The following is a 20,812-nucleotide window of genomic DNA, read 5'->3' on the forward strand; positions in this document are numbered from 1 at the left end:
GGTGTAGAACCTCCCTTTCCTTGTCCTTTGCGTACTTTCTGTCATCAGTGTGCGACGTTGAGGGAAGTGGCAAAGAGCAACCCCGTACAGATGCGGGGCCGCACGAGGGGGGATCTGCTCATGGTCCGGAACGCGTTGGCCGGTGACATGCTCGGTGAGCTGAGCCGGCACTGGTGGGTCTTGGTCGTACGCGGTGGCGCGGCCGTGATCTTCGGCCTTCTGGCCCTGATCTGGCCCGGGATGACCCTGCTGGCCCTGGCCATCGTCTTCGGTGTCTACGCGCTCGTGGACGGCATCGCCCTGGGAGTCTTCGCCTACCGGGCGGAGCCGGGCACGAGGACGCCTCTGATCGTCCAGTCGGTGATCGGCGTCCTGCTCGGTCTGGGGGCGCTCTTCTGGCCGGTCGTCGCGATCCTCGCCCTGGTCTTCCTGATCGGTGCCTGGGCGATCGTCACCGGTATCGCCGAGATGGTCACGGCCGTACGGTTGCGCTCCCGCATCGACTCCGAATGGATGCTGATCTTCGTCGGAGCCCTGTCGGTGATCTTCGGTCTGATGCTGTGGTTCTGGCCGTTGGCCGGCGCCCAGGCCGTCGTCCTCGTGGTCGCGGTCTACGCGATCGTCTTCGGTGTGGTCATGGCCGTGGCCGGCTTCCGTCTGAAGGGGTCGGCCGACACCCTCGCCGAGGACGAGGGCGGCGCGATGACCGCGGACGCCGACGATCGGACGACCGCCGAGACGGAGGGGACCTCCGAGGAGGAGCGGGAGGTGAGCCCCTTCGACGAGGGGTACGCCGACGGTTACCGCGCCGGCTACGAAGGCGACCGGAACGCCCCGCGTGAGAACACCGAGGAGAACGAGACGGTCGACCCGAGGGCGGGGCGTCACCGCGCGCCGAAGAAGCGCCCCGACGACCCCGGCGCCCTCTGAGAGGATTCCAGGGGGTACGTCCCACCGAGATCGATCGAGGGCCGAGTCGGCCGTCCCGGAGGACCGGGGCGATCGGCTCGGCCCTCCTCCGTGTCCCGGCCCGTCCGGGCGCCACCCCCAGAGAACGTAAGGACCCCTCATGGACCATCTCGTCGTCGTCACCGGAGGCCCGGGTTCGGGCAAGACGACGCTCATCGATCACCTGGCCGGGCTCGGGTACGCGCGTACGGTGGAGGCCGGGCGGGCGATCATCCGCGACCAGCGGGACATCGACGGCCCGGGTCTGGCCTGGCGGGACGACGCCCTCTTCGCGGAACTGATGCTCTCCTGGGAGATCCGTTCGCACCGCGAGGCCTCCCTCCTCGACGGGCCGGTCTTCTGTGATCGGGGCGTGCCCGATCTGATCGGCTACCACCTCCTGCAAGGGTGTCCCGTCCCCGAGCACGTACGGGAGGCCGCCCGACTGTTCCGCTACCACCGTCGCGTCCTCCTCGCCCCGCCCTGGCCGGAGATCTTCTCCGGAGACGGAGAACGGCACCAGTCCCCGGAGGAGGCCGAACGCACCTTCGAGGCGATGCGCGAGGCCTACCCCTCCTGCGGCTACGAGGTCGTCCTCCTGCCCAGGGTCCCCGTAGTCGAGCGGGCCCGCTTCGTTCTGGACACCCTCGCCCGGGGATGACCGGATCGGCGGAACACCTCGGGGGAGCCCTCGACACACGTGTGGCCGTACGTGGCCGTAACGCGGGAATCCCTTGTGGTTCGGGGGGTGCGACGCCACACTCGTTCTAAGCACGAAGAGTGGAGAGTCGGAGTACGGCGGCTCGGTGGGGGTGATCCGGCAGGTGGCGAGCGCGTCCGAATTCGACAGACCGGCCATGAGCTGGGAGGGGATCGATCACGCGCTCAACCGCGTTCGCGGTGAGGCGGCGCGCGTCGCCCTCGATCTCGCCGAACTGGACCGGCACGGGGCCTATCGCCTGATCCAGGGCGCCGATCTGACCGGTGAGACCAGACGCCGCTGGGAACCGGAGATCGTCCGGGTCCAACGCCTGTGGAAGAGCCACGAGGCCTTCTCCGCCGTGGTCGAGCGAGCCGCTCACGTACGCGGTGCCGGCGGTGAGGATCCACGGGCCGAACTCGATCTCCTCCTCACCGGTGCGTCCGTCGCCCTTCCCACGGGCGAGAACGTCGCCCCGGCCGAAGCGGTCGCCCGGATGACCGGCGACTACGAGGCCGTCACGGAGACCGTCTCCGCGATCGAGACGGCGTGGGACGTCCTCCAACCCAGGCTCGGCGAGCTGGAGGCCATGTGGAAGGAGGTCTGCACCCTCTCGGACATGGTCGAGCTGCCCGCGGACGCCCATGAAGGGCTTCGGGAGAACCTGGAACGGATCGGGGAGACCGTGCACGGCGACCCGCTCGCCCTGGTCGTCGACGACGGTGTGGACACCTCCGCGCTGCTCCTGCTCCGGGACGCCCTGGACCGGACACGCGGCGAGCTCCGCGACGCCCTGCGCATGCGCGACTCCTATGAGGAGAGCGTCCGGCGGCTCACCTGGGCCATCGACGACGTCGAACAGGCCGCCCTGCGCACCGAGAGGCTTCGCGCCCGCGTGGTCGAGAAGATCTCCTCTCCGGAGGCGAGCGAACGCCTCGACCCGGTCCCCGGCCTTCGGGCCGCGGTCGCCGAGATGGACGAGCTGCGCGACCGGGGAGACTGGCGGGAGCTGGGAAGCCGGCTGGGCCGGATCCAGCAGGCCGTCCACGACGTCGAGGACGCCCTCCGCGAGCAGGGCCGGGTCCTCACCGAACTCCTTCAGCGTCGGGCGGAACTGCGCGGGCGGTTGGACTCCTGCCGGGCCCGAGCGGCGCGTCTGGGGCTGGACGGCCACCGTCGTCTCGTCGCCCCGTACGTACGCGCGCACTGGGAACTGTGGAGCGCGCCCAGCGATCTGAGGGCGGCCACCACGGCCCTGACCGTGTACGACAGGACGCTCCGAGAACTCGCGAACGGCCGGGACCCGGACGACGAGGCCGGGGACCGGGACGGTGCGAGCGGATGAGCGAGTGCGCGTCCCCCGGGTGTCGGGGGCGGATCGAGGACGGCTTCTGCGACGTGTGCGGGCTGGAGCCCGTCGGGACGGACCGGGAGCAGGGGTCGCGGCGCCCCGCGCCGGTGCCGAGCCCCGGCGAACCCTTCGCGTTCTCGCATCCGATCGGTTCCGACGACATCCGGATCTCGGGCCGATCCGACCCCGGAAGCGTCTCCGACACCTTGGACGGCGGGCGCGGGGTACGTTCCCTCGGGCGCGGCGCCCGGCGCGGCATGCTCGGCATGGGTCTGGTCCAGATCCCGCCGGTCCCGACGAAGGACCCCTCCGAGGCGATCATGGTCGCGCCGGTCGTGTCGGAGAAGAACCGCTTCTGCGGCGGCTGCGGCGATCAGGTCGGTCGGGCCCTCGGAGACCGGCCGGGGCGCACCGAGGGCTTCTGCCGCCAGTGCGGCACCCAGTTCTCCTTCGTCCCCAAACTGGTCAGGGGAGACGTGGTCGGAGGGCAGTACGAGGTGCTCGGCTGCCTGGCCCACGGCGGGCTCGGTTGGATCTATCTGGCCCGGGACCGCAACGTCAACGACCGGTGGGTCGTGCTCAAAGGGCTGCTCAACGCGGGAGACGCGGAGGCGCACAAGGCGGCCGCGGCCGAGCGCGCCTTCCTCTCCGAGGTCGAGCACCCCAACATCGTCAAGATCATCAACTTCTCCCAACATCCGGACCCGCGCACCGGCATCCCCGGCGGGCACATCGTCATGGAGTACGTGGGGGGCAAATCCCTGCGGCAACTTCTGGAGGAGCGCAGGGAGCAGGGCACCGGGACCGAGGTCCTACCCGTCGAACAGGTCATCGCCTATGGGCTGGAGTGTCTGAGGGCGCTGGGCCATCTGCACACCAGGGGTCTGCTCTACTGCGACTTCAAGCCGGACAACGTCATCCAGAGCGAGGAGTTCATCAAGCTCATCGACCTGGGCGGGGTCCGACGGATGGACGACACCGTCAGCCCGGTCTACACCACCCCCGGTTATCGGGTCCCCGAGGCCGAGCTCCGGGGGCCCGGACCCAGCGTGAGCGCGGACCTGTACTCCGTGGGCCGGACCCTGGCCGTGCTCTCCCTCCACTTCCCCTTCTCCCGCGAGCACCTCCACAGCCTCCCGTCCGCGCACGAGGCCCCCCTGCTCAGGCGCCACGAGTCCTTCGACCGTTTCCTTCGCCGGGCCACCCACCTGTCGCCCGACGTCCGCTTCCACGACGCGGGGGACATGGCCGATCAGCTCACCGGGGTGCTGCGCGAGGTCCTCTCCGACATCGAGGGCACGCCCCACGCCGCGGCCTCGGTGCTCTTCGGTCCGGAGAACTACACCGGCGGCGCCGAGACCGGGACGCGCGACGTCGACCGCGTGCTCGCCCCGCCCTCGCCCACCGAGGCCTCCGCCCTGCTGCCCGCGCCCCTGATCGACCAGTCCGACCCCGCGGCGCAGCTCCTGCGCGGCTTCGCGGGCATGCCCGCCACCGAGCTGATCCCGACCCTCCGATCGGCCACGGAGCTCACCCCGGAGACGCTGCTGGCCCTCACCCGGGCGCTGCTGGCCGTCGGCGACCACGGCGCCGCCCTCGACGTCCTCCAGAGGTTCAGCACCACGATCCCCGGCGACTGGCGCACCATGTGGTACCTGGCCGTGGCCGAGTTGAGCATGGGGCGCTTCCACGAGGCACGGGACCACTTCGACGAGCTCTACGCCCATCTGCCCGGGGAGAGCGCGCCCAAGCTCGGACTGGCCATCGCCTGTGAACGCACGGGGGAGCACGAGATCGCGGCCCGGCAGTACGCGACGGTGTGGTCCACCGACCACTCCTATGTGAGCGCCGCCTTCGGCCTGGCCCGGATCCGTATCGCCCAGGGCGATCGGGCCTCGGCCCTGCGGGTCCTGGACACGGTGCCCGAACTGTCCAGCCTGTACGTTCGTGCCCAGACCGCCCTGATCTCCCTGCTCGCCACCGAGGACGGTGACGGCACCGACCTCATCAGGGCGGGGGAACGGTTGGAGCGGCTCGGCCTGGACGGGGAGTCCACCGACCGGCTGGCGGTCCGGGTCCTGGAGTCGGCCCTGGCCTGGCTGGAGGAGGGGGGAGCCCCTCCGCCCGATGGCCTGCTCCTGGGCGGCCCGTTCACCTCGCGGGGTGTCCGGACCGACCTGGAACGGCGCTACCGTTCTCTGGCGCATCGGTCCGGGAGGCTCGCGGAACGCTACCGACTCGTCGACAGGGCGAACTCCCGGCGCCCTGTGACGCTGTGGTGAGAAGCGAAGGAACGGCGATGACGATGGTGCGGTGTCCCGCATGCTCCGACCGTGTGTCGGCGGGCGATGTCTTCTGCGAGGGCTGCGGCCGCGGTCTTCCGGAGGAGGTGCGCGCGCGTGCCTCCGCGGAGGCCGGGCGGGACGGGCGTTCGAACGGGGACGCGCAGGAGACCAAGGTGCTGTCCCTGGACGACATGCCCACCGTCCCCCAGGAGAGTCTGGCCGGGGCGACCCCGGACGACCTTCGCGAGGAACCCGACGCGCAGGTCACCCTGAACATCCGGCGCGACACCGTCGTTCCGGGACCGGAGCGGGGGAGCGGCCCCGCCCCGACCGAGGCGGAACGGCCTCGCCCCTCGACCGGTGGAGCGTCCTCGACGGACGACCCCGGCCGCTGCGCCTGGTGTCCCGGACGGGTCGTCACCGGCTACTGCGAGAAGTGCGCCCTCCTGCAACCCTCGGGGCGCGACCACGTCGAGACGCGGGCGGGCGTGGCCCACGGGGTGAGCGATCGGGGGCTGCGACACAGGCGCAACGAGGACGCCATGGCGATCCGCGCGGTCGCGGACGACGCCCCCCACGCTCCGGGCACCATCGTCGCCGTCGTGTGCGACGGGGTGTCCAGTTCGCCCCGCTCGGACGAGGCCTCCAGGGTCACCGCGGAGGCGGGCGTGGCGGTGCTCGCCGAAGGGATGCGTCGAGGCGTCGAGCCCCGCGAGGCCACCGGTGAGGCCATGACCCGCGCGGCACGGGCCGTCTCCGCCATCGCGGACTCCCCCTCCTCGGCCCCGGCCTGCACGTTCGTGTCGGCGGTCGTGGACCCCGGAGCGGGCACGGTCACCGTGGGGTGGGTCGGGGACAGTCGCGCCTACTGGCTCGCCGACGGCCCCGGCTCCAGCCCCTCGACCCTGCTCACCAGGGACGACTCCTGGAGCGAGGCGATGGTGCAGATGGGAGCCCTCTCCCGCGAGGAGGCCATGCGTTCGGGCAACGCCCACGCGCTCATCGCATGGATGGGGGCGGACTCGGGCGAGATCGACGCGCACGTGTCCACCGTGGCCCCGACCGGGCCGGGTGCCGTCGTGCTGTGCAGCGACGGTCTCTGGAACTACCACCCGGAGGCGCGTGAGCTGGCCGAGGCCGTGCCCCACGCCGGCGAACGGCCTCGGGAGGCCGCGCGTACCTACGTCGAACTCGCCCTACGGGCGGGAGGCAAGGACAACATCACGGTCGTCGTCATCCCCGTATCCCCGGGAGGTGCCCGTGTCGCGCACGCCTGACCTCGGCACCGAACCGGAGTTCCGGGTCGAGGTCCTCCAGAACCCCTGCCTGCCGCCGGGCGGAGGGCAGGTGCACGCCATCGTGAACGTGTCCTCGCGGGGACCGGAGTCCGTCGATCCCTCCGTGCGCGCCTGCGAGGTGATCATCGTCGACACCTCCGGCTCCATGTACGGCGAGAAGATCGAGGCGGCCGGACGGGCGGCGCGCGCGGCCATCGAGACGCTGCGCGACGGGGTCCGGTTCGCGGTGATCGGCGGCTCCCACGAGGCGCGGATGATCTACCCCCGTGACGAACGGACGGTGGAGCTCGACGCCTCGACCCGGGCCGAGGCCCTGGAGGCGTTGAGAGGGCTGGATGCGGACGGAGGCACCCGGATGGGGGTCTGGCTGACCAGGGCCGCGCGCCTGTTCGAGGGCGTCGACGGCATCAAACACGCCATCCTTCTCACCGATGGTCGCAACAACGAGATGTTCGACTCCTTCGAGGAGGTGCTCCGGCGGTTCGAGGGCGCGTTCGTCTGCGACTGTCGCGGTGTGGGCACCGACTGGGACGTGGAGGAGCTGCGCCGGATCGACTCCGCGTTCCTCGGCTCCGGCCCCGACATCATCGCCGATCCCGCCGACATGGCGGCCGACTTCCGGGCGATGACCCGGACCTCCATGAGCAAGACGGTGGCCGACGTCGCGCTACGGCTGTGGACCCCGAAGAACTCCATCGTGCGCTACGTCAAGCAGGTCGCGCCCACCGTCCAGGACCTCACCGAACGCGGTGTCGAACGGGTCCCGATGGCCCGCGACCACCCCACCGGATCGTGGGGTACCGAGAACCGCGACTATCACATCTGCGTCGAGGTGGAACCGGGAGCCCCGGGTCGACGCCTGCGCGCCGGATGGGTGCGCGTGGTCCTGCCCGGCCCCACACCGGAGCAGGACCGGATCCCGGCCTCGGGGAACATCCTCGCCGAATGGACCGCCGACGAGGACCGCACCACCGGGATCCATACCCGGGTGGCCCACTACACCGGCCGGGTCGAGATGGCCCGGGCGATCCAGGACGGGCTCGCGGCCCGGCGCGGAGGAGACGAGGCGACCGCCACCACTCGGCTCGGACGCGCAGTGGAGCTCGCGCACGGGGCGGGGGACGAGGAGACGCAGAGGCTGCTCGGACGGGTCGTCGACGTGCTCGATCCGTCCACCGGGACCGTCCGCCTCAAACCCGGCGTCGACAAGGTCGACGAGATGACCCTCGACATCGACTCGACTCGGACCGTACGCACACGACCCCGGATGAACGGACGGGTCGGCGACGGTACCCCCGGACCCGTGTAGGAGGGACCCATGCCGAGTTGCCCGTCCGGGCATCACTCCACGGCCATCGACTTCTGTGACATCTGTGGGCGACGCCTTCGGGCCCCGTCCGACACACCCCCCACCCCGGCGTGGCACGGTCCCGCCGGCCCGCCCCGCCCCCCGCCCCCCGGATCCGCGCAACGAGGAGGCCCCTGCCCTGAGTGCCGCACGCCCCGGATCGGCCGCTTCTGCGAGGAGTGCGGGTACGACTTCTCCGCCCGCGCCACCGAACCCCCCGTGAACGAGGGCGGCCGAGGGGGAGCGCGTTGGCGTGCGATCGTCGGCGCAGACCCGGCCTACTACCAGTACATGGTGGACCAGGGGATGCTCGACCCCGAACGGATCGTCTTCCCGGCCGGACTCCGTCGACGCGGGGTGCCCCTCGAAGGAGAGCGGGTGCGCGTCGGCCGGGGGAACCGCGCCCGAGGTCTCGTGCCGGAGATCGATCTGGGCGGTACCGGAGGGGACCCCGCCGTCTCCCAGATCCACGCGGTCCTGTTGGCCCGCCCCGGAGGGACCTGGGCCCTGATCGACCCCGGCTCGACCAACGGGACCACGATCAACGGGACCGCCGACCCCATCGGTCGTGACGTGGCGGTCCCCCTCAACGACGGCGACCGGATCTACCTCGGCGCATGGACCGTCATCATCCTCCAGAAAGGGTGGAGCCGTTGAAGTCCCCCGAACCAGAGTCGGGAGCGGGACGTCCCGAACAGGGCGTCTCCCCGCGCCCGATCACGGACCTCTCGGTCCGGAGACTGCGCGGCGGCCGGGCCTGGGCGCTCGCCGCCCTGCGCACCACCCCTGTGCGGGTGTGGACGCTCTCCTTCCTCTGCGTCGTCGCCATCGTGGGGCTGTTCGCGGCCTCGGCCGTCACGCTCGATCGGGCCCGGGGCAGTCTCTCCCTTCTCGGAGAGGAGGCGGGACCCCAGGCGATGGCCACCACCGAGCTCTATCTGTCGCTGGCCGGAATGGACGCCTGCGTCGCCGACCTGCTGCTCATGGGTACCGACGAGGCCCTCCAACCCCAGAGGGAGGGGGCCCTGAAACAGTACGAGACCAACCGGGAGGAGGCGGGTGACGCCATTCTCGAGGCGGCGCTGCTCGCCGAGAGCAAGACCTCCGACGAGGCCGCCCCCGAAGCGGAGGCGAGCGCGAGCGCCACCCACGAGACCGAAGGGACCGGGGAGGCCGGGGGCGACGTGACGCGCGCCGAGGCCGGGGCGGACGAGGGCACGAACGACGATGACGAGAACGTCGGGTCGGAGAACGAGGGCGGGACCACCCAGGATCACAACATCCGGGCCGTCCTGGACCGGATGGGCGCCTACGAGCGGCTGGTCGGGGAGGCGCTCCGGCTCAACGAGATGGCCGGAGCGGCACCCGGGGAGGTGGACCCCGAGGCCCTCGCCGCCTATCGGCAGGCGACCCGGGTGATGCACGAGGAACTCCTGCCCAAGGCCTTCAACCTGGGCCTGGAATCCTCGGCGATCGTGCGCGTCGACCACGAGGAGGGTCGGACCTCGATGCTCCTCGGCCAGGTGTGGGTGGGGGCTGGGGGGATCGCCGCGCTCGTGCTCCTGGTCGGGCTCCAGGTCTATCTGAGAGCACGTTTCCGCCGCCTCCTCAACATCCCCCTGCTCATCGCGAGCGCCGGAACGATCCTGCTCGCCGTCGGGGTCGTCTGGACGCTCGGCAGCGGCTCCGAACAGCAGAGGATCGCCAAGGAGGAGGGGCTGGAGGAGGTCATGGCGTTGGCCCGGGCCGGGGCCGTCAGCATGGACATGCAGGCGGACCAGAGCCGCTACCTCATCGACGTGGAACGCGCCGACAACCACCAACAGGTCTACCTGGAACGTTCCCAACAGGTGCTGTTCCGCCCGGCGGACACCCTGGAGGACTACTACGAGAGGGTCGGAGAGGTGGCCGAGGCCTTCCCCGAGCCCCCCGAGGAACTCGAAGGACTCCAGAACGACCCGGGGGCCCTCGGCTACCTGGGCCGGGGGGACGAGGAGCGGTCCTCGGCGGCACAGGAGGCCAGACTGGCCCGGGTGCTGGACGCCTACGACGATCTCCAGGCCGAGGATCGGGAGATGCGCGAGGCCATGAGGGACGGGGACCTGGAGAAGGCGATCGAGATCCGGTTGGGCGTGATCGGTCCGAAGGAACGGCCGGGTGAGACCGATCCCGAGGAAGGGGCCTTCCAGAGCTACACGGTCGCCTTGGACGGGCTGATCGCCGAGCACCGGGAGAAACGGTTCGACGCCGCGATCGCACGTGGAGAGGCGAGGGTGGCCCCGTGGGTATGGGGCCTTCCGGTCGGCTCCGTGGTCCTACTGGCCCTGGTGGTGGCCGGGGTCCGGCCGCGGCTCGCCGAATATCGCTGACGAGAGACGGGGAACAGCCGTATGTGGTTCAGACATCGCCGGGCGAGGTCCGTCTCGGCCCTGGCCGTCGCCGTCCTGTCGGTGACCTCGGCCTGCTCCGCCGACCGTGAAGAGGAGTCCCTGATCCACGCGGACTCCCTGGTCATCGCGGTCAAGGAGGATCAGCCCAGGCTGGGGGACCGGGGCGAGGACGGAGAGTTGGAGGGTTACGACGTGGACGTGGCCCGCTACATCGCCGACTACATGGGGATCGAGGACGTGGAGTTCATCGGCACCACCTCGGCCCGGCGCGACGGTCTCCTGGCCCGACCCGGACCGGGCGGGTCCCCCACGCCCGAGACCGACGACCCCACGGGGACGCCCGAGCGGGCCGACATGGTGGTGGCGACCTACTCCATCACCCCCGAACGCAAGACCCGGGTGACCTTCGCCGGTCCGTACCACGTGGCCAAACAGGACATCCTCGTGCGCGCCGACGACGATGAGGTCTTCGAGGCCCGTGATCTGGAGGGCCGCACCATCTGTCAGGGAGAGGGCTCCTACTCGACCTCGCGTATCACCGCCGGCCTCGGCATCGATGTGCGCGAGGAATCGAAGATCGAGAGCTACAGCCGGTGCATCGAGCTCCTGGCCGAGGGCGAGGTGGACGCGGTCTCCACCGACAACCTCATCCTGGCCGGCTTCATGACCGAGTATCCGGGCGAGTTCCGTCTGGTGAACAACCCCTTCACCGACGAGAAGTACGGGGTGGGGCTCCCCTACGGGGACGTGGCCGCCTGCGAGAGGGTCAACGAGGCGATCAGCACGATGTACCGGGACGGGACCGCCGAGGAACTGTTCGAGAAGTGGTTCGAAGGGACCGGTATCGAGGAGTTCGACGAGAACGGTGAGGAGCGGACCTACAACGTGCCGCAGTTCGAGGGCTGCGAATAGCCGGGACCGGCCGTGAGAGCGGGCGGCCGGGGTGGCTCGAAAGAGTCGTATGCAAGATACTGAACCGAATGTAGGACTTTGGAGGCACAGAGGAGGAGTTGTCCGTTGACCATCGTCGAGTTCCTGAAGGCACGTCTGGACGAGGACGAACGTGCGTCCAAGGCCGTGCCCGTGGGATCACGCGGTCGCGAACGAGCGCTGGCCGAGGTGACGGCCAAACGCGGGATCCTCCAGGGTTACACCGAGGCGCACGGCGCGAGCATGCGCATCATCGACGGCTCCGGGGCTCAGGTCGAGGGCGACCCCTGGTCGGAACTCCTGGCCTGGCGACTGGCCATCAAACACCTGGCCGCCGTCTACCGGGGCCACCCCCACTACGACCCCTCCTGGGAGAAGTAGACCAGGAGGGCCTCGACCGTCGTGACGAGGTCGTGCCCCCGGACGTGAGGCTCGCCGAAGAGTTCGGGGAAACGCCCCTCCAGATGGGACGACCAGCCCGTCACCAGACCGGCGGCCCGCCCGCCCGCCACGTCCCAACCGTGGGCGGTGACCAGACCCGACCGGCCCGGCCCCGCCCCCAAGGCGTCGGCGACGGAGCGATAGGCGGACGGAGAAGGCCTCCACACCCTCGTACCGGTCGTCGGCGGCACCTCCACATCCAGACCCGCGTGCTCCAGGAGCGACCGGGTCCCGGCCTCGTCGAGAGGGCTCGCCACCACCGTCCGTACACCCGCGTCCCGAGCCAGGGAGAGCGCCTCGGCGGCCTCACGGCGCGGTTCGAGCCGGGTGAGACCGGCGACGATGGCGTCCTCGGAGGCCGGGGCGATCTGGTGGCCGGTGATGGCCCGCAGCGACCCCCTGGCCACGTCCTCGAAGCCGTACTCCTCGCCCAGAAGGGCCAGGGCGAACGCGTCCCTCATCAGGTGGTCGCACCAGCGGGCGATCAGGACGCGGGGGATGCCGGCCTCGCGGAACCGCCATTCCAGGGGGCCGAGCGGGAAGAGCGTGTCGAGTACGTCGAACACCAGGGCTTCGGGACGTCCGGTCATCGTGGCTCCAAGGGGGTGGGGGCCGGGTCCCCTCTACCTACCCACCCGCGGTCTCAGAAGACGACGTGGTCGTGGATCTCGTCCTCCAGGTGAGGTGGGAGGTCGGCCCGGATCAGCGCGTCGTGCAGGGAGAGGAACGGGGCCGCCGCACGGGCCCGGTCCAGGGCGAGGGCCTGCTCGTGGGTCAGCCCGGGAAGATCGGCGATCGCCTCGACCGGGGCCCGGTTGAGGTCCACCAGCCCGCCGTCGTCGTAGCCGGTGTCCAGGTCCGGACGCCCCACGCCCAGCTCGCGAGCGGCCCTCGGATCCTCCTCCAGGAGTCTTCGCGCCTCGGCGCGCAGCCGGACCCCGGCGGCGACGCGTCTCATCGCCCGCTCGTTGCGTTCCCGCACGGAGGCGTCCACGGGGCTCTCGTGGTCGATCCCACCGCGCCACCGCTCGTTCCCGGGGTCGTCCTCCGAGGCGGGGGCCTTCGGGGCGCCCTCGTTCGCGAGCGCGCCGTACAGGAGGAACGAGGCGATGAGGGTGATCACGATGTAGCAGCCGGCGACGCTCTTCCAGAGCACGGTGGTCTCGTCGCCGAGGCCGATGTACAGGAAGACCGGGAAGGCACAGACCGCTCCGACCAGGGCCCCCTTGTGCCGGTGGCGCAGACCGATGTAGGCGAAGGTGAAGGGTGCCAGAGCGCCGCAGGTGAGGAAGGTGAGGAGCGTCGGAACACAGCCGACGGGCCTTGTATCCCCCTTCTCCGCCACCGGGTCCTTCCGCGGGGTGTCCGAGGGACGAGAGTGATCGAAGGGGGATGAGGTCGACATGTCGTGATCATATGGTGTGACCTCGGAGAAGACGTCGTCGGCCTCCGGTCGGCGAGCGCGCGGTCTCCGTGTGTCCTCGGTGGCCGGTTCCTGCGCATAGGGTTCCTGATGATCTGAGAACGAGCTCGGGAACGGCGACGGGTGCGGAGATGACGGAGACGGTGGGGCGGACGACGGTCGAGGGTATCGACCCGGAGAGACTCCGGGTGTGCCTGGAGGTGTTGGCGAGCTCCGAGGAACTGCCCGACGACCACCCCGACTCGATCACCTTGCAGCGGGCCACGGCCCGACTGTTCAAGAGCCTCAAGGAGCGGCGGCGCAGGGAACGCAGGGAGTCTCGAAAGGTCCACGACGCGGCGGTGTTCGCGGCCACGGCCACGGCGGCACCCGACCGGATCGACGACGAGACCAACGGTCGTGCCCTGACCAGCGGCAGCGCCGGGGCCCTGGCCGGGGTCCTGCGCAAGGCCCGCCCCTGTTACATCTGCAAGCAGAAGTATCAGGAGGTCGACGCCTTCTACCATCAGCTCTGTCCGGAGTGCGCGGCCTTCAACCGGGAACGTCGCGCCGCCAGGACCGACCTGACCGGGCGCAACGCCCTGTTGACCGGTGGCCGGGCCAAGATCGGCATGTACATCGCCCTGAGGCTGCTGCGCGACGGCGCCCACACCACGATCACCACGCGCTTCCCCAACGACGCGGTGCGCCGGTTCGCCGCCATGCCCGACAGCGACCGGTGGCTGCACCGGCTGCGGGTGATCGGCGTGGACCTGCGCGACCCCGGCCAGGTGCTGAGGCTGGCCGACTCGGTGGCGGAGCGGGGGCCACTGGACATCCTCATCAACAACGCCGCGCAGACCGTGCGGCGCTCTCCCGACTCCTACGCGCCGCTCATCGCGGCCGAGGCGGAGCCGCTGACCGGGACCGGGCTCCCCGAACCCCTCGTGCTCGGTGGAGTGCGCCCCCAGGCGCTGGAGAGCGCGGACGAGACGGAGATCGCCCGGGTCGCCCCGCACACGTTGACCCCGGAGATGCTGACCTCGCTGGCGTTGACCACCGGCGCCGCCCACCCGGACCGGGCCCACGCGGGAGGGGCGATCGACGCGGGCGGCCTGGTGCCCGACCTGGCCCCGGTCAACAGCTGGACCCGAAGGGCCGGAGAGATCGACCCGGTGGAGATGCTGGAGGTGCAGCTCTGCAACGTGAGCGCGCCCTTCCTCCTGGTCAACCGGTTGCGCCCGGCGTTGGCGGCCTCCTCGGCCCGTCGTACCTACATCGTCAACGTGTCGGCGATGGAGGGCGTCTTCAACCGCGGCTACAAGGGGCCGGGCCACCCCCATACGAACATGGCCAAGTCCGCTCTGAACCAGCTCACCCGGACCAGCTCCGAGGAGATGCTGGAGAGCGACGGCATCCTCATGACCAGCGTCGACACCGGGTGGATCACCGACGAGCGGCCGCACCCGGAGCGTAAGCGGCTGGCCGAGGCCGGTTTCCACGCCCCGCTGGACCTGGAGGACGGCGCGGCCCGTGTCTACGACCCCATCGTCCGAGGCGAGCTGGGCGAGGACCTGCACGGTTGCTTCCTCAAGGACTACCGCCCGGCCGACTGGTAGGGAGACCGGCCCTCACACGGGTGCGGCCGCCGCCGGAGGGTCCCGGCGGCGGCCGGCGTCGTGCGATCCGGGTCAGGGGCGAAGGACCAGCCGGACCGGGGAACCGACCCGGTTCTGAAGGCGTTCGACGGCCTCGGGCGCCTGCTCCAGGCTGAAGACCCCGCTGATGGAACGGGAGAAGTCCAGCCGGCCCGCGCGTACGAGGTCGACCAACTGGACGACGTCCCGGCCCTCGGAGCCGTAGTGGCCGAGGACCTGTTGCCTCAGATAGCTGAAGCGGGTGCCGTCCTGGACCTCCAACGGCTTGTTGGTCAGCCCCACCAGCACCAGACGGCCGTGTTCCCCCAACACCTGGACGGCCTGTTCACGGACGATCGGCACCCCGGCGAAGTCGAAGGCGACGTCCAGCCCCCGACCGTGGGTGAGCTGACCGATCCTGGTGAGGAAGTCGGCCGAGGTGGAGTCCAGGGCCACGTCGGCGCCGAAGGCGAGCGCCCGTTCACGCGCCTGTTCATCGGGGTCGGCGGCGATGATCGGCGCGGCCCCGGCCAGACGGAGCAGCTGGACGGCGTGGGCGCCCAGCCCGCCCACGCCCCACACGCACACCGCCTCGGCGGGACGCACGTCGCCGGTGGTGGTGACCGCCGCCCAAGGGGTGGAGACCGCGTCCGGGATGATCGCCGCCTGCTCGAAGGGGAGATCGTCGGGGATCGGCACGAGCGTGTCCTCGCGAGCCAACGCGTACTCGGCCCACCCGCCGTCGTAGTCCACCCCTCGGGTGAGCACCCGGCCGCGGCGATCGTGCTCGCCGGCCTGGAGCGCGACCCGGTCGCCGACGGAGACGTCGGTGACGTCCGGTCCGGTCTCCTCGACGACCCCGGCCACCTCGTGACCGAGCGTGACCGTGTCGCCCTTCAGGTAGAGCGGGGACAGGCCGCCGTCGATGAGGTGGACATCGGACAGGCACACCCCGGCGGCCTTCACACGAACGAGCACCTGACCGGGGCCCGGCGTCGGACGGGGGACGTCGGTGACGCTCAGGGTCCGATCGGTGATGTTCAACCGGGCCGCGCGCATGGTGGCCATAGGTCATTCCCTCACAGTCGTATCGGCGGCACGATCTCCACCACGATCATCACGCTTCGTGTATTCGGTGGTACGTGGACGACACGGGCGATAAGGGTCAGAACCCGCCTACTTTTTCGTCAAGCGGGCCGATCGGGACGACTCTCCGCTCACGCCATGAGGCCATTGCGGTAGGCCCAGGCGGCCACCTCCACACGGTTGCGCGCGCCCAGCTTCTCCTGGACCCGGGCCAGATGCGTCTTGACCGTGCTCACGGTGACGTACAGCTCCGAGGCGACCTCGGTGTTGGTGCGCCCCTGGGCCACCGAACGCACGATGTCCAGCTCGCGCGGGGTCAACCCGCCCGTGTCCGGGGCCGGGGTCGGCGCCCCCGCCTCGGCGAAGTGCCGGAGCAGCCGGACCGTGATTCGAGGAGAGACCAGCGCGTCCCCACGGGCCGCGGCCCGCACCGCCTCGATCAGCAGCGCGGGTCCGGCGTCCTTGAGGAGGAAGCCGACCGCGCCCCCGGTCAACGCCGCGTGCACGTACTCGTCCATGTCGAAGGTGGTGACCACGACCACCTTCAACGGGTCGACCACACCGGGCCCGGCCAGCCGACGGGTGGCCGAGAGCCCGTCGATCCCCGGCATCCTGATGTCCATGAGGACCACGTCGGGACGCAGCTCCCGGGCGAGCCGGACGGCCTCGACACCGTCCCCGGCCTCGCCCACCACCTCGATGTCGTCCTCGGCGTCCAACATGTAACGGAACCCCGTACGGACCATCTGCTGGTCGTCGGCGAGCAGTACCCGAATCGTCACCGTGTTCGTTCCCTCTCTCCGGATACGGGGATCTCCGCCCGCACCGTCCAGCCCTGCCCGAATCCGTCGGGCCCGGCCGACAACGTACCGCCCAGGATGCGGGCGCGCTCGGCCATGCCGACCAGACCGTGCCCGCCTCCGGAGGGCCCACCGCTCCGTGCTCCTCCCCGACCGTCGTCGGTGATCCGGAGCAGGACCGTGTCGTCGTCGGACTCCACCACCACGGTGACCCGATCCGCTCCGCGCGCGTAGCGCAGGGCGTTGGTCACCGACTCCTGGGCGATACGCAGGATCGCCGTGCCCACCTCCACCGGCAGATCGGCGACGTCGGCGTCCGCGTGCACCGATACCTCAGGACGGCCGGGCGAGGCCGGCGCGGCCAAGGCCGCCAGACCCTCGGCCGGGTCGGGGGCGAGCGGGGCCTCCTCGGGGCCGCGCAGCCGCGAGACCATCCCGCGCATGGACTCCAGCGCCCGGCCGCCCGCCTCCTCGATCTCCGGCAGGGCCTCCCGCACCATCTCCGGTCTGCGGTCGGCCACGTGGCGCAGGGCCTGGACCCGCACCACGATCCCGGTCACCTCGTGCGCCACCACGTCGTGCAGATCGCGGGCGATGGCCAGCCGTTCCTCGGCACGGATCCGCCGGACCCGGGCGTCACGGTCGACCGCGCGCCAGCGCAGGTACAGCCCGGGGGCCAGGCCGAGCACGGCCACGAGCAGGGCGTTCTCCGCGTCGAGGACGTAGGGCTCGCGCAGGTAGTCGGAGCAGACCGCGAGGAAGACCAGCGTCGCCACCACCGGCATCTGCCAGACCCGACCGCGCAGGGCCACCAGCGACGCGGCCACGACCATGCCGACGCCCTCGGACGCGACGATCGGATAGCCGAAGGTGCCCTTGGGCAGCGGCCACAGCAGAACCGAGGTCGTGATGACGACCAGCGGGACGGCGGCCCCGACGACGAAGGTGGTCCAGTGCCCCCGAGGCGGCCACAGCACGAGGAGCACGAGGACGACGCACACCGCCCCGGAGATCACCGGGGCGAAGTCCATGGCCGAGTGCGGCGGCCCCATCCAGTCGGTGATCCGCCGCGAGGACAGGACCGTCCTCAGATCCAGGGACCACAACGCGGCCATGGCCAGGAACACCAGGAACGCCCCCGTGCGCGCTCCGAGGACGGGCCGGGCGTCGAACGGAAGGTACCTGCTCAATGCCATGGTGGCCAGACTAGGTCGCCGGGCCGGGGTCGACATCCGCCGAAAGGACTAGCGGGTGTCGGACCTTTCCGCTGTTCGGTCGATGTGCGCGGGACCCTCGCCGAGCGAAGCTCGTCGGGCAGACGAGGAGGAGTCCCATGAACGAAGCGGTCCGCTCCCCCCAGGACGGGGACACGACGACACACGAGGGCGCGGTCGCGCGCCCTCCGGCCCGGACGGAACGAGTGGCGTTCCTGGACGTCGCCCGAGCGCTGGCGATGATCGGCGTGGTCATGATGAACGTGACCGCCGTCGCCTTCACGGCGGAGATGGTCGGCGAACGGGAGACGGGGACCCTCACCTCGATCGTGGACGGTGTCCTGACCCTGATCATGTCCGGCAAGGCCCGGGCCATGCTCATGGTGCTGCTCGGGATCGGCGCCGTCCTGGCCTGGCGTTCCGCCACCCGTCGGGGCGGCCGTCCCCTGGTGCTCATGCTGCGCCGCTACGCGGTCCTCGGGGTGCTCTTCGGCGTCCCGCACCTGCTGGTCTTCTCCGGTGACATCCTCACCCACTATTCGATCACCGCGTTGTTCCTGGCTCCGTTGATGCCGCTGTTGCTGCGGGGGTCGGTCGCGCGCCCGCTCTGGACCGCGGTCGGCCTGTTCGCCGTCGCCCCCCTGTTCGAGTACGGGCTGGACCTCGGGGGCGCCGACCTGGGCGTCCTGATCGTCCTGGTGCCGCAGACGCTCGGCTTCTTCTGCGTGGGCGTGTGGCTGGCCCGCCGTCCCGAACTCGACCCCGACTTCGCCGGGCGGACCCGGCTGATCGGCCGGATGATCTGGTCGGGCCTTCTCATGCAGGTCATGGGTCTGGTGGTCCTCTTCGGCTCCGACCTGCTCTTCCCGATGAGGATGGACGCCGACGGGGTGCCGATCATGACCCCCGAGGGCATGCCCGTGATCGAGCCGGGCGCCCAGATGATGACCTCCCTCTCCGGAACCTTCACCGGTATGGGCGGGGCGCTGTTCTACCTGGGACTGGTGTGGTGGCTGGTCCGCCGGGACGGCCGGGTCGCCCGGGCCCTGGGGGCGCTGACCCCGCTGGGGCGGATGACGCTCACGGTCTACCTGGCGAGCACGGCGGTGTTCCTGGTGTTGAAGCCCTTCGAGGGGCAGCTCCCGACGCTCGCCCACTACGCCTTGGGCGTGACCTACTTCGTGGTGATGGCCCTGGTCGCGCGCTGGTGGCTGGGCCGGTTCCGGCTGGGCCCCCTGGAGTGGGTCTGGAGGAGCCTCGTCCACCTGCGCCCCATGCCGATGCGGCGGCGCGAGACGGGCGTGGCCGAGACGGAGGCCGTGGCGTCCGCTCCGAGCGCGGGCGGCACCGGAACCGCGGCCTAGAACACTCCCTAGCCGCCGGCGACGGAGGGCAGCAGGCGTACGTCGGCACCGTCGTGGACGGGGGCGTCCAGACCACCGATGGTCCGGCACTCGTCCTCGTCCACGAACACGTTCACGTACCTGCGCAACAGCCCACGCTCGTCCCGGATCCTGCGATCCAGCCCCGGATGACGCGCGACCAGGGCGTCCAGGACCCCGCGCAACGCCACGGGGCCGTCGACCTCCACCGGGACGTGGGCGGCCCCGTCGGCGTCGGAGCGCAACAGACCGGGCAGGTGCACGATCACCCGCATTTCACACCTCCGCGGCCCGGACGCACAGCACGTCGGGCAGATGGGCGACCACACGGTGCCAGCGCTCCTCGTCGTCGGTGAGGGCGTAGACGTCGCCGTTGCGGGTCCCGAAGTAGAACCCGGGCAGCTCGGCCCCGTCGGTGCAGGCCGCGTCGCGCAGCACGATCCCGAAGTAGGGCTCCTCGGGCAGTCCGGCGTCGATCGCCCGCCAGCTCTCCCCGGAGTCGTCGGTGCGGTAGGCGCGCAGCCGGTTCTCCGGTGGCAGGTGCACCTCCTGGCTGACCACGGGGAAGTTGAAGGCCGACTCCGCCCGATGCGGGTGGGCGACGATCGCGAAGCCGAAGTCGGTGGGCAGCCCCGTCTCGATCGGCCGCCACCCTTCGGTGGCGGGGGAGGCGCTGCGATAGACCCCGTGGTGGTTCTGCGCGTAGAAGGAACCGTCCGGCGCGACGGTCACCTTGTGCACGCACTGGCCGAACTCGGGCTCGGGGTCCGGGAGGAACCCGGCGGAGATGCCCCGGTTGGTGGGCGCCCAGCTCTCCCCGTCGTCCGAGCTCTGGTAGACGCCTCCGGTGGACATGGCCACGGTGATGGCCTCGGGGAAGCGCTCACCCGAGCCGAGGACGCCGGGCAGGACGGTGTGGATGGCGGCCCCTCCGGCGCCGGGGAACCATTCGGCCCGGTGCGGGTGGTCCCAGAGCGAGCGGACCAGGGTGAAGTGGTCGCCGCCGTCGGTGGAGCGGAAGAGGGCGTGCGGTTCCACGCCCGCGTAGACGGTTCCGGGCTCGGGGCCGAAGGCGAACTGCCAGGCACGGACGAGGGAGGCGTCGGTGTCCTCGGGGAACGCGATCGGCGCGGTGCCGGGCTCGGTCCAGGTGCGGCCGAGGTCGTCGCTGTGCCAGACGCTCGGGCCGAAGTGCCAGCTCTCGGTCCCCACGAGCAGACGGTGCGTGTGCGGGTCGATCCCGACCGTGTAGACCGGGCTCATTCCGGCGTCGTCGTTCTCGTCGAGCCGGTGCGGTCCGAGCACCTCCCACGAACGTCGATCCTCGCTGCGCGCGGTGAACAGGCCCTTGCGCGTTCCGATGATCAGCAGATACGTCATCACGCCCCCCATGATGTGACCTAGATCTCCACTGTGACACAGGGGTGTGACATTCGCCGGTCGTTCACCCGTGGTTCCCCGGGGGAGCCTGTCCGGAAGGTGTAGATATGTCCTTGGTTGGCGGGTTCCGGACGCATGGAAAAGTCAATAGTTAGGAACCCGAACGATTTACTCGAGGTGGTTTATTCGCGCCGCTCGGAAAAGAGACCCCTCCGGAGGG

The 20,812-nt window shown here is 70.8% G+C and carries 19 protein-coding genes; 12 read left to right on the top strand and 7 right to left on the bottom strand.

The window, feature by feature from the left end; all coding sequences use genetic code 11:
- Positions 1–120 precede the first annotated feature (120 nt).
- The 10 genes from U9J66_RS14460 to U9J66_RS14505 all read left to right on the top strand — a co-directional run bounded on the left by U9J66_RS14460 (position 121) and on the right by U9J66_RS14505 (position 11,631).
- The gene (locus U9J66_RS14460; protein WP_014913048.1) at positions 121–930 is read left to right on the top strand and encodes an HdeD family acid-resistance protein; all 810 of its coding nucleotides are present in this window, start codon (positions 121–123) and stop codon (positions 928–930) included.
- A 139-nt stretch (positions 931–1,069) separates the two neighbouring features.
- A complete protein-coding gene (locus tag U9J66_RS14465; RefSeq protein ID WP_326337916.1) occupies positions 1,070–1,609 on the top strand; it encodes an AAA family ATPase in 540 nt (179 codons plus the stop codon).
- A 196-nt stretch (positions 1,610–1,805) separates the two neighbouring features.
- Complete coding sequence (locus tag U9J66_RS14470; protein WP_326337917.1) at positions 1,806–2,993, top strand: hypothetical protein; 1,188 nt, start codon at positions 1,806–1,808, stop codon at positions 2,991–2,993.
- Positions 2,990–5,281 carry a serine/threonine-protein kinase gene (locus U9J66_RS14475; RefSeq protein WP_326337918.1) on the top strand — a complete coding sequence of 764 codons (2,292 nt, stop codon included), beginning with the start codon at positions 2,990–2,992 and terminating at the stop codon, positions 5,279–5,281. The genes U9J66_RS14470 and U9J66_RS14475 overlap by 4 nt, the downstream gene beginning before the upstream one ends.
- 17 nt (positions 5,282–5,298) lie before the next feature.
- Positions 5,299–6,561, top strand: a complete 1,263-nt coding sequence (locus U9J66_RS14480) for a PP2C family protein-serine/threonine phosphatase (protein WP_014909997.1) — start codon at positions 5,299–5,301, stop codon at positions 6,559–6,561.
- Positions 6,545–7,891 carry a vWA domain-containing protein gene (locus tag U9J66_RS14485; protein WP_326337919.1) on the top strand — a complete coding sequence of 449 codons (1,347 nt, stop codon included), beginning with the start codon at positions 6,545–6,547 and terminating at the stop codon, positions 7,889–7,891. The genes U9J66_RS14480 and U9J66_RS14485 overlap by 17 nt, the downstream gene beginning before the upstream one ends.
- A 258-nt stretch (positions 7,892–8,149) precedes the next feature.
- Complete coding sequence (locus tag U9J66_RS14490; protein ID WP_326337920.1) at positions 8,150–8,587, top strand: FHA domain-containing protein; 438 nt, start codon at positions 8,150–8,152, stop codon at positions 8,585–8,587.
- Complete coding sequence (locus U9J66_RS14495; protein WP_442789854.1) at positions 8,548–10,299, top strand: hypothetical protein; 1,752 nt, start codon at positions 8,548–8,550, stop codon at positions 10,297–10,299. The genes U9J66_RS14490 and U9J66_RS14495 overlap by 40 nt, the downstream gene beginning before the upstream one ends.
- Before the next feature lie 21 nt (positions 10,300–10,320).
- Positions 10,321–11,232: a transporter substrate-binding domain-containing protein gene (locus tag U9J66_RS14500; RefSeq protein WP_326337922.1), complete on the top strand. Its 912-nt coding sequence runs from the start codon at positions 10,321–10,323 to the stop codon at positions 11,230–11,232.
- 105 nt (positions 11,233–11,337) lie between these two features.
- Entirely contained in the window at positions 11,338–11,631 is a 294-nt protein-coding gene (locus tag U9J66_RS14505) for a DUF6221 family protein (protein WP_014910635.1), read from the top strand.
- Here the strand turns inward: U9J66_RS14505 and U9J66_RS14510 are convergent.
- Both U9J66_RS14510 and U9J66_RS14515 read right to left on the bottom strand, forming a co-directional pair.
- Positions 11,607–12,281, bottom strand: coding sequence for an HAD family hydrolase (locus tag U9J66_RS14510; RefSeq protein ID WP_161111131.1), 675 nt, complete (start codon positions 12,279–12,281; stop codon positions 11,607–11,609). The two genes, U9J66_RS14505 and U9J66_RS14510, sit on opposite strands and share 25 nt — an antisense overlap.
- A 53-nt stretch (positions 12,282–12,334) precedes the next feature.
- Positions 12,335–13,036, bottom strand: a complete 702-nt coding sequence (locus U9J66_RS14515; protein WP_036568048.1) for a hypothetical protein — start codon at positions 13,034–13,036, stop codon at positions 12,335–12,337.
- 209 nt (positions 13,037–13,245) lie between these two features.
- Between U9J66_RS14515 and U9J66_RS14520 the strand changes: the two genes are divergently transcribed.
- A complete protein-coding gene (locus U9J66_RS14520; protein WP_026125002.1) occupies positions 13,246–14,712 on the top strand; it encodes an SDR family oxidoreductase in 1,467 nt (488 codons plus the stop codon).
- 72 nt (positions 14,713–14,784) lie between these two features.
- On the opposite strand, the gene U9J66_RS14525 is transcribed toward U9J66_RS14520, so the two are convergent.
- The 3 genes from U9J66_RS14525 to U9J66_RS14535 all read right to left on the bottom strand — a co-directional run bounded on the left by U9J66_RS14525 (position 14,785) and on the right by U9J66_RS14535 (position 17,812).
- The gene (locus U9J66_RS14525; RefSeq protein ID WP_017534552.1) at positions 14,785–15,798 is read right to left on the bottom strand and encodes a zinc-binding dehydrogenase; all 1,014 of its coding nucleotides are present in this window, start codon (positions 15,796–15,798) and stop codon (positions 14,785–14,787) included.
- A gap of 149 nt (positions 15,799–15,947) precedes the next feature.
- Positions 15,948–16,598, bottom strand: coding sequence for a response regulator transcription factor (locus tag U9J66_RS14530; protein WP_326337923.1), 651 nt, complete (start codon positions 16,596–16,598; stop codon positions 15,948–15,950).
- Positions 16,595–17,812 (bottom strand): sensor histidine kinase, encoded by a 1,218-nt coding sequence (locus U9J66_RS14535; protein ID WP_017534554.1) that lies wholly within the window; start codon positions 17,810–17,812, stop codon positions 16,595–16,597. Before U9J66_RS14535 ends, U9J66_RS14530 begins: the two co-directional genes overlap by 4 nt.
- A gap of 137 nt (positions 17,813–17,949) precedes the next feature.
- Here U9J66_RS14535 and U9J66_RS14540 point away from each other — a divergent pair, with 137 nt between their 5' ends.
- Positions 17,950–19,194: a DUF418 domain-containing protein gene (locus U9J66_RS14540; protein WP_017534555.1), complete on the top strand. Its 1,245-nt coding sequence runs from the start codon at positions 17,950–17,952 to the stop codon at positions 19,192–19,194.
- Between the two features lie 8 nt (positions 19,195–19,202).
- Here U9J66_RS14540 and U9J66_RS14545 read toward each other — a convergent pair whose 3' ends face one another.
- Both U9J66_RS14545 and U9J66_RS14550 read right to left on the bottom strand, forming a co-directional pair.
- A complete protein-coding gene (locus U9J66_RS14545) occupies positions 19,203–19,487 on the bottom strand; it encodes a MoaD/ThiS family protein (RefSeq protein ID WP_017534556.1) in 285 nt (94 codons plus the stop codon).
- Position 19,488: 1 nt separating this feature from the next.
- Positions 19,489–20,592: a WD40/YVTN/BNR-like repeat-containing protein gene (locus tag U9J66_RS14550; RefSeq protein WP_326337924.1), complete on the bottom strand. Its 1,104-nt coding sequence runs from the start codon at positions 20,590–20,592 to the stop codon at positions 19,489–19,491.
- Positions 20,593–20,812 lie beyond the last annotated feature (220 nt).

It is taken from the genome of Nocardiopsis sp. LDBS1602, assembly GCF_035818715.1.
Lineage (GTDB): Bacteria > Actinomycetota > Actinomycetes > Streptosporangiales > Streptosporangiaceae > Nocardiopsis > Nocardiopsis alba.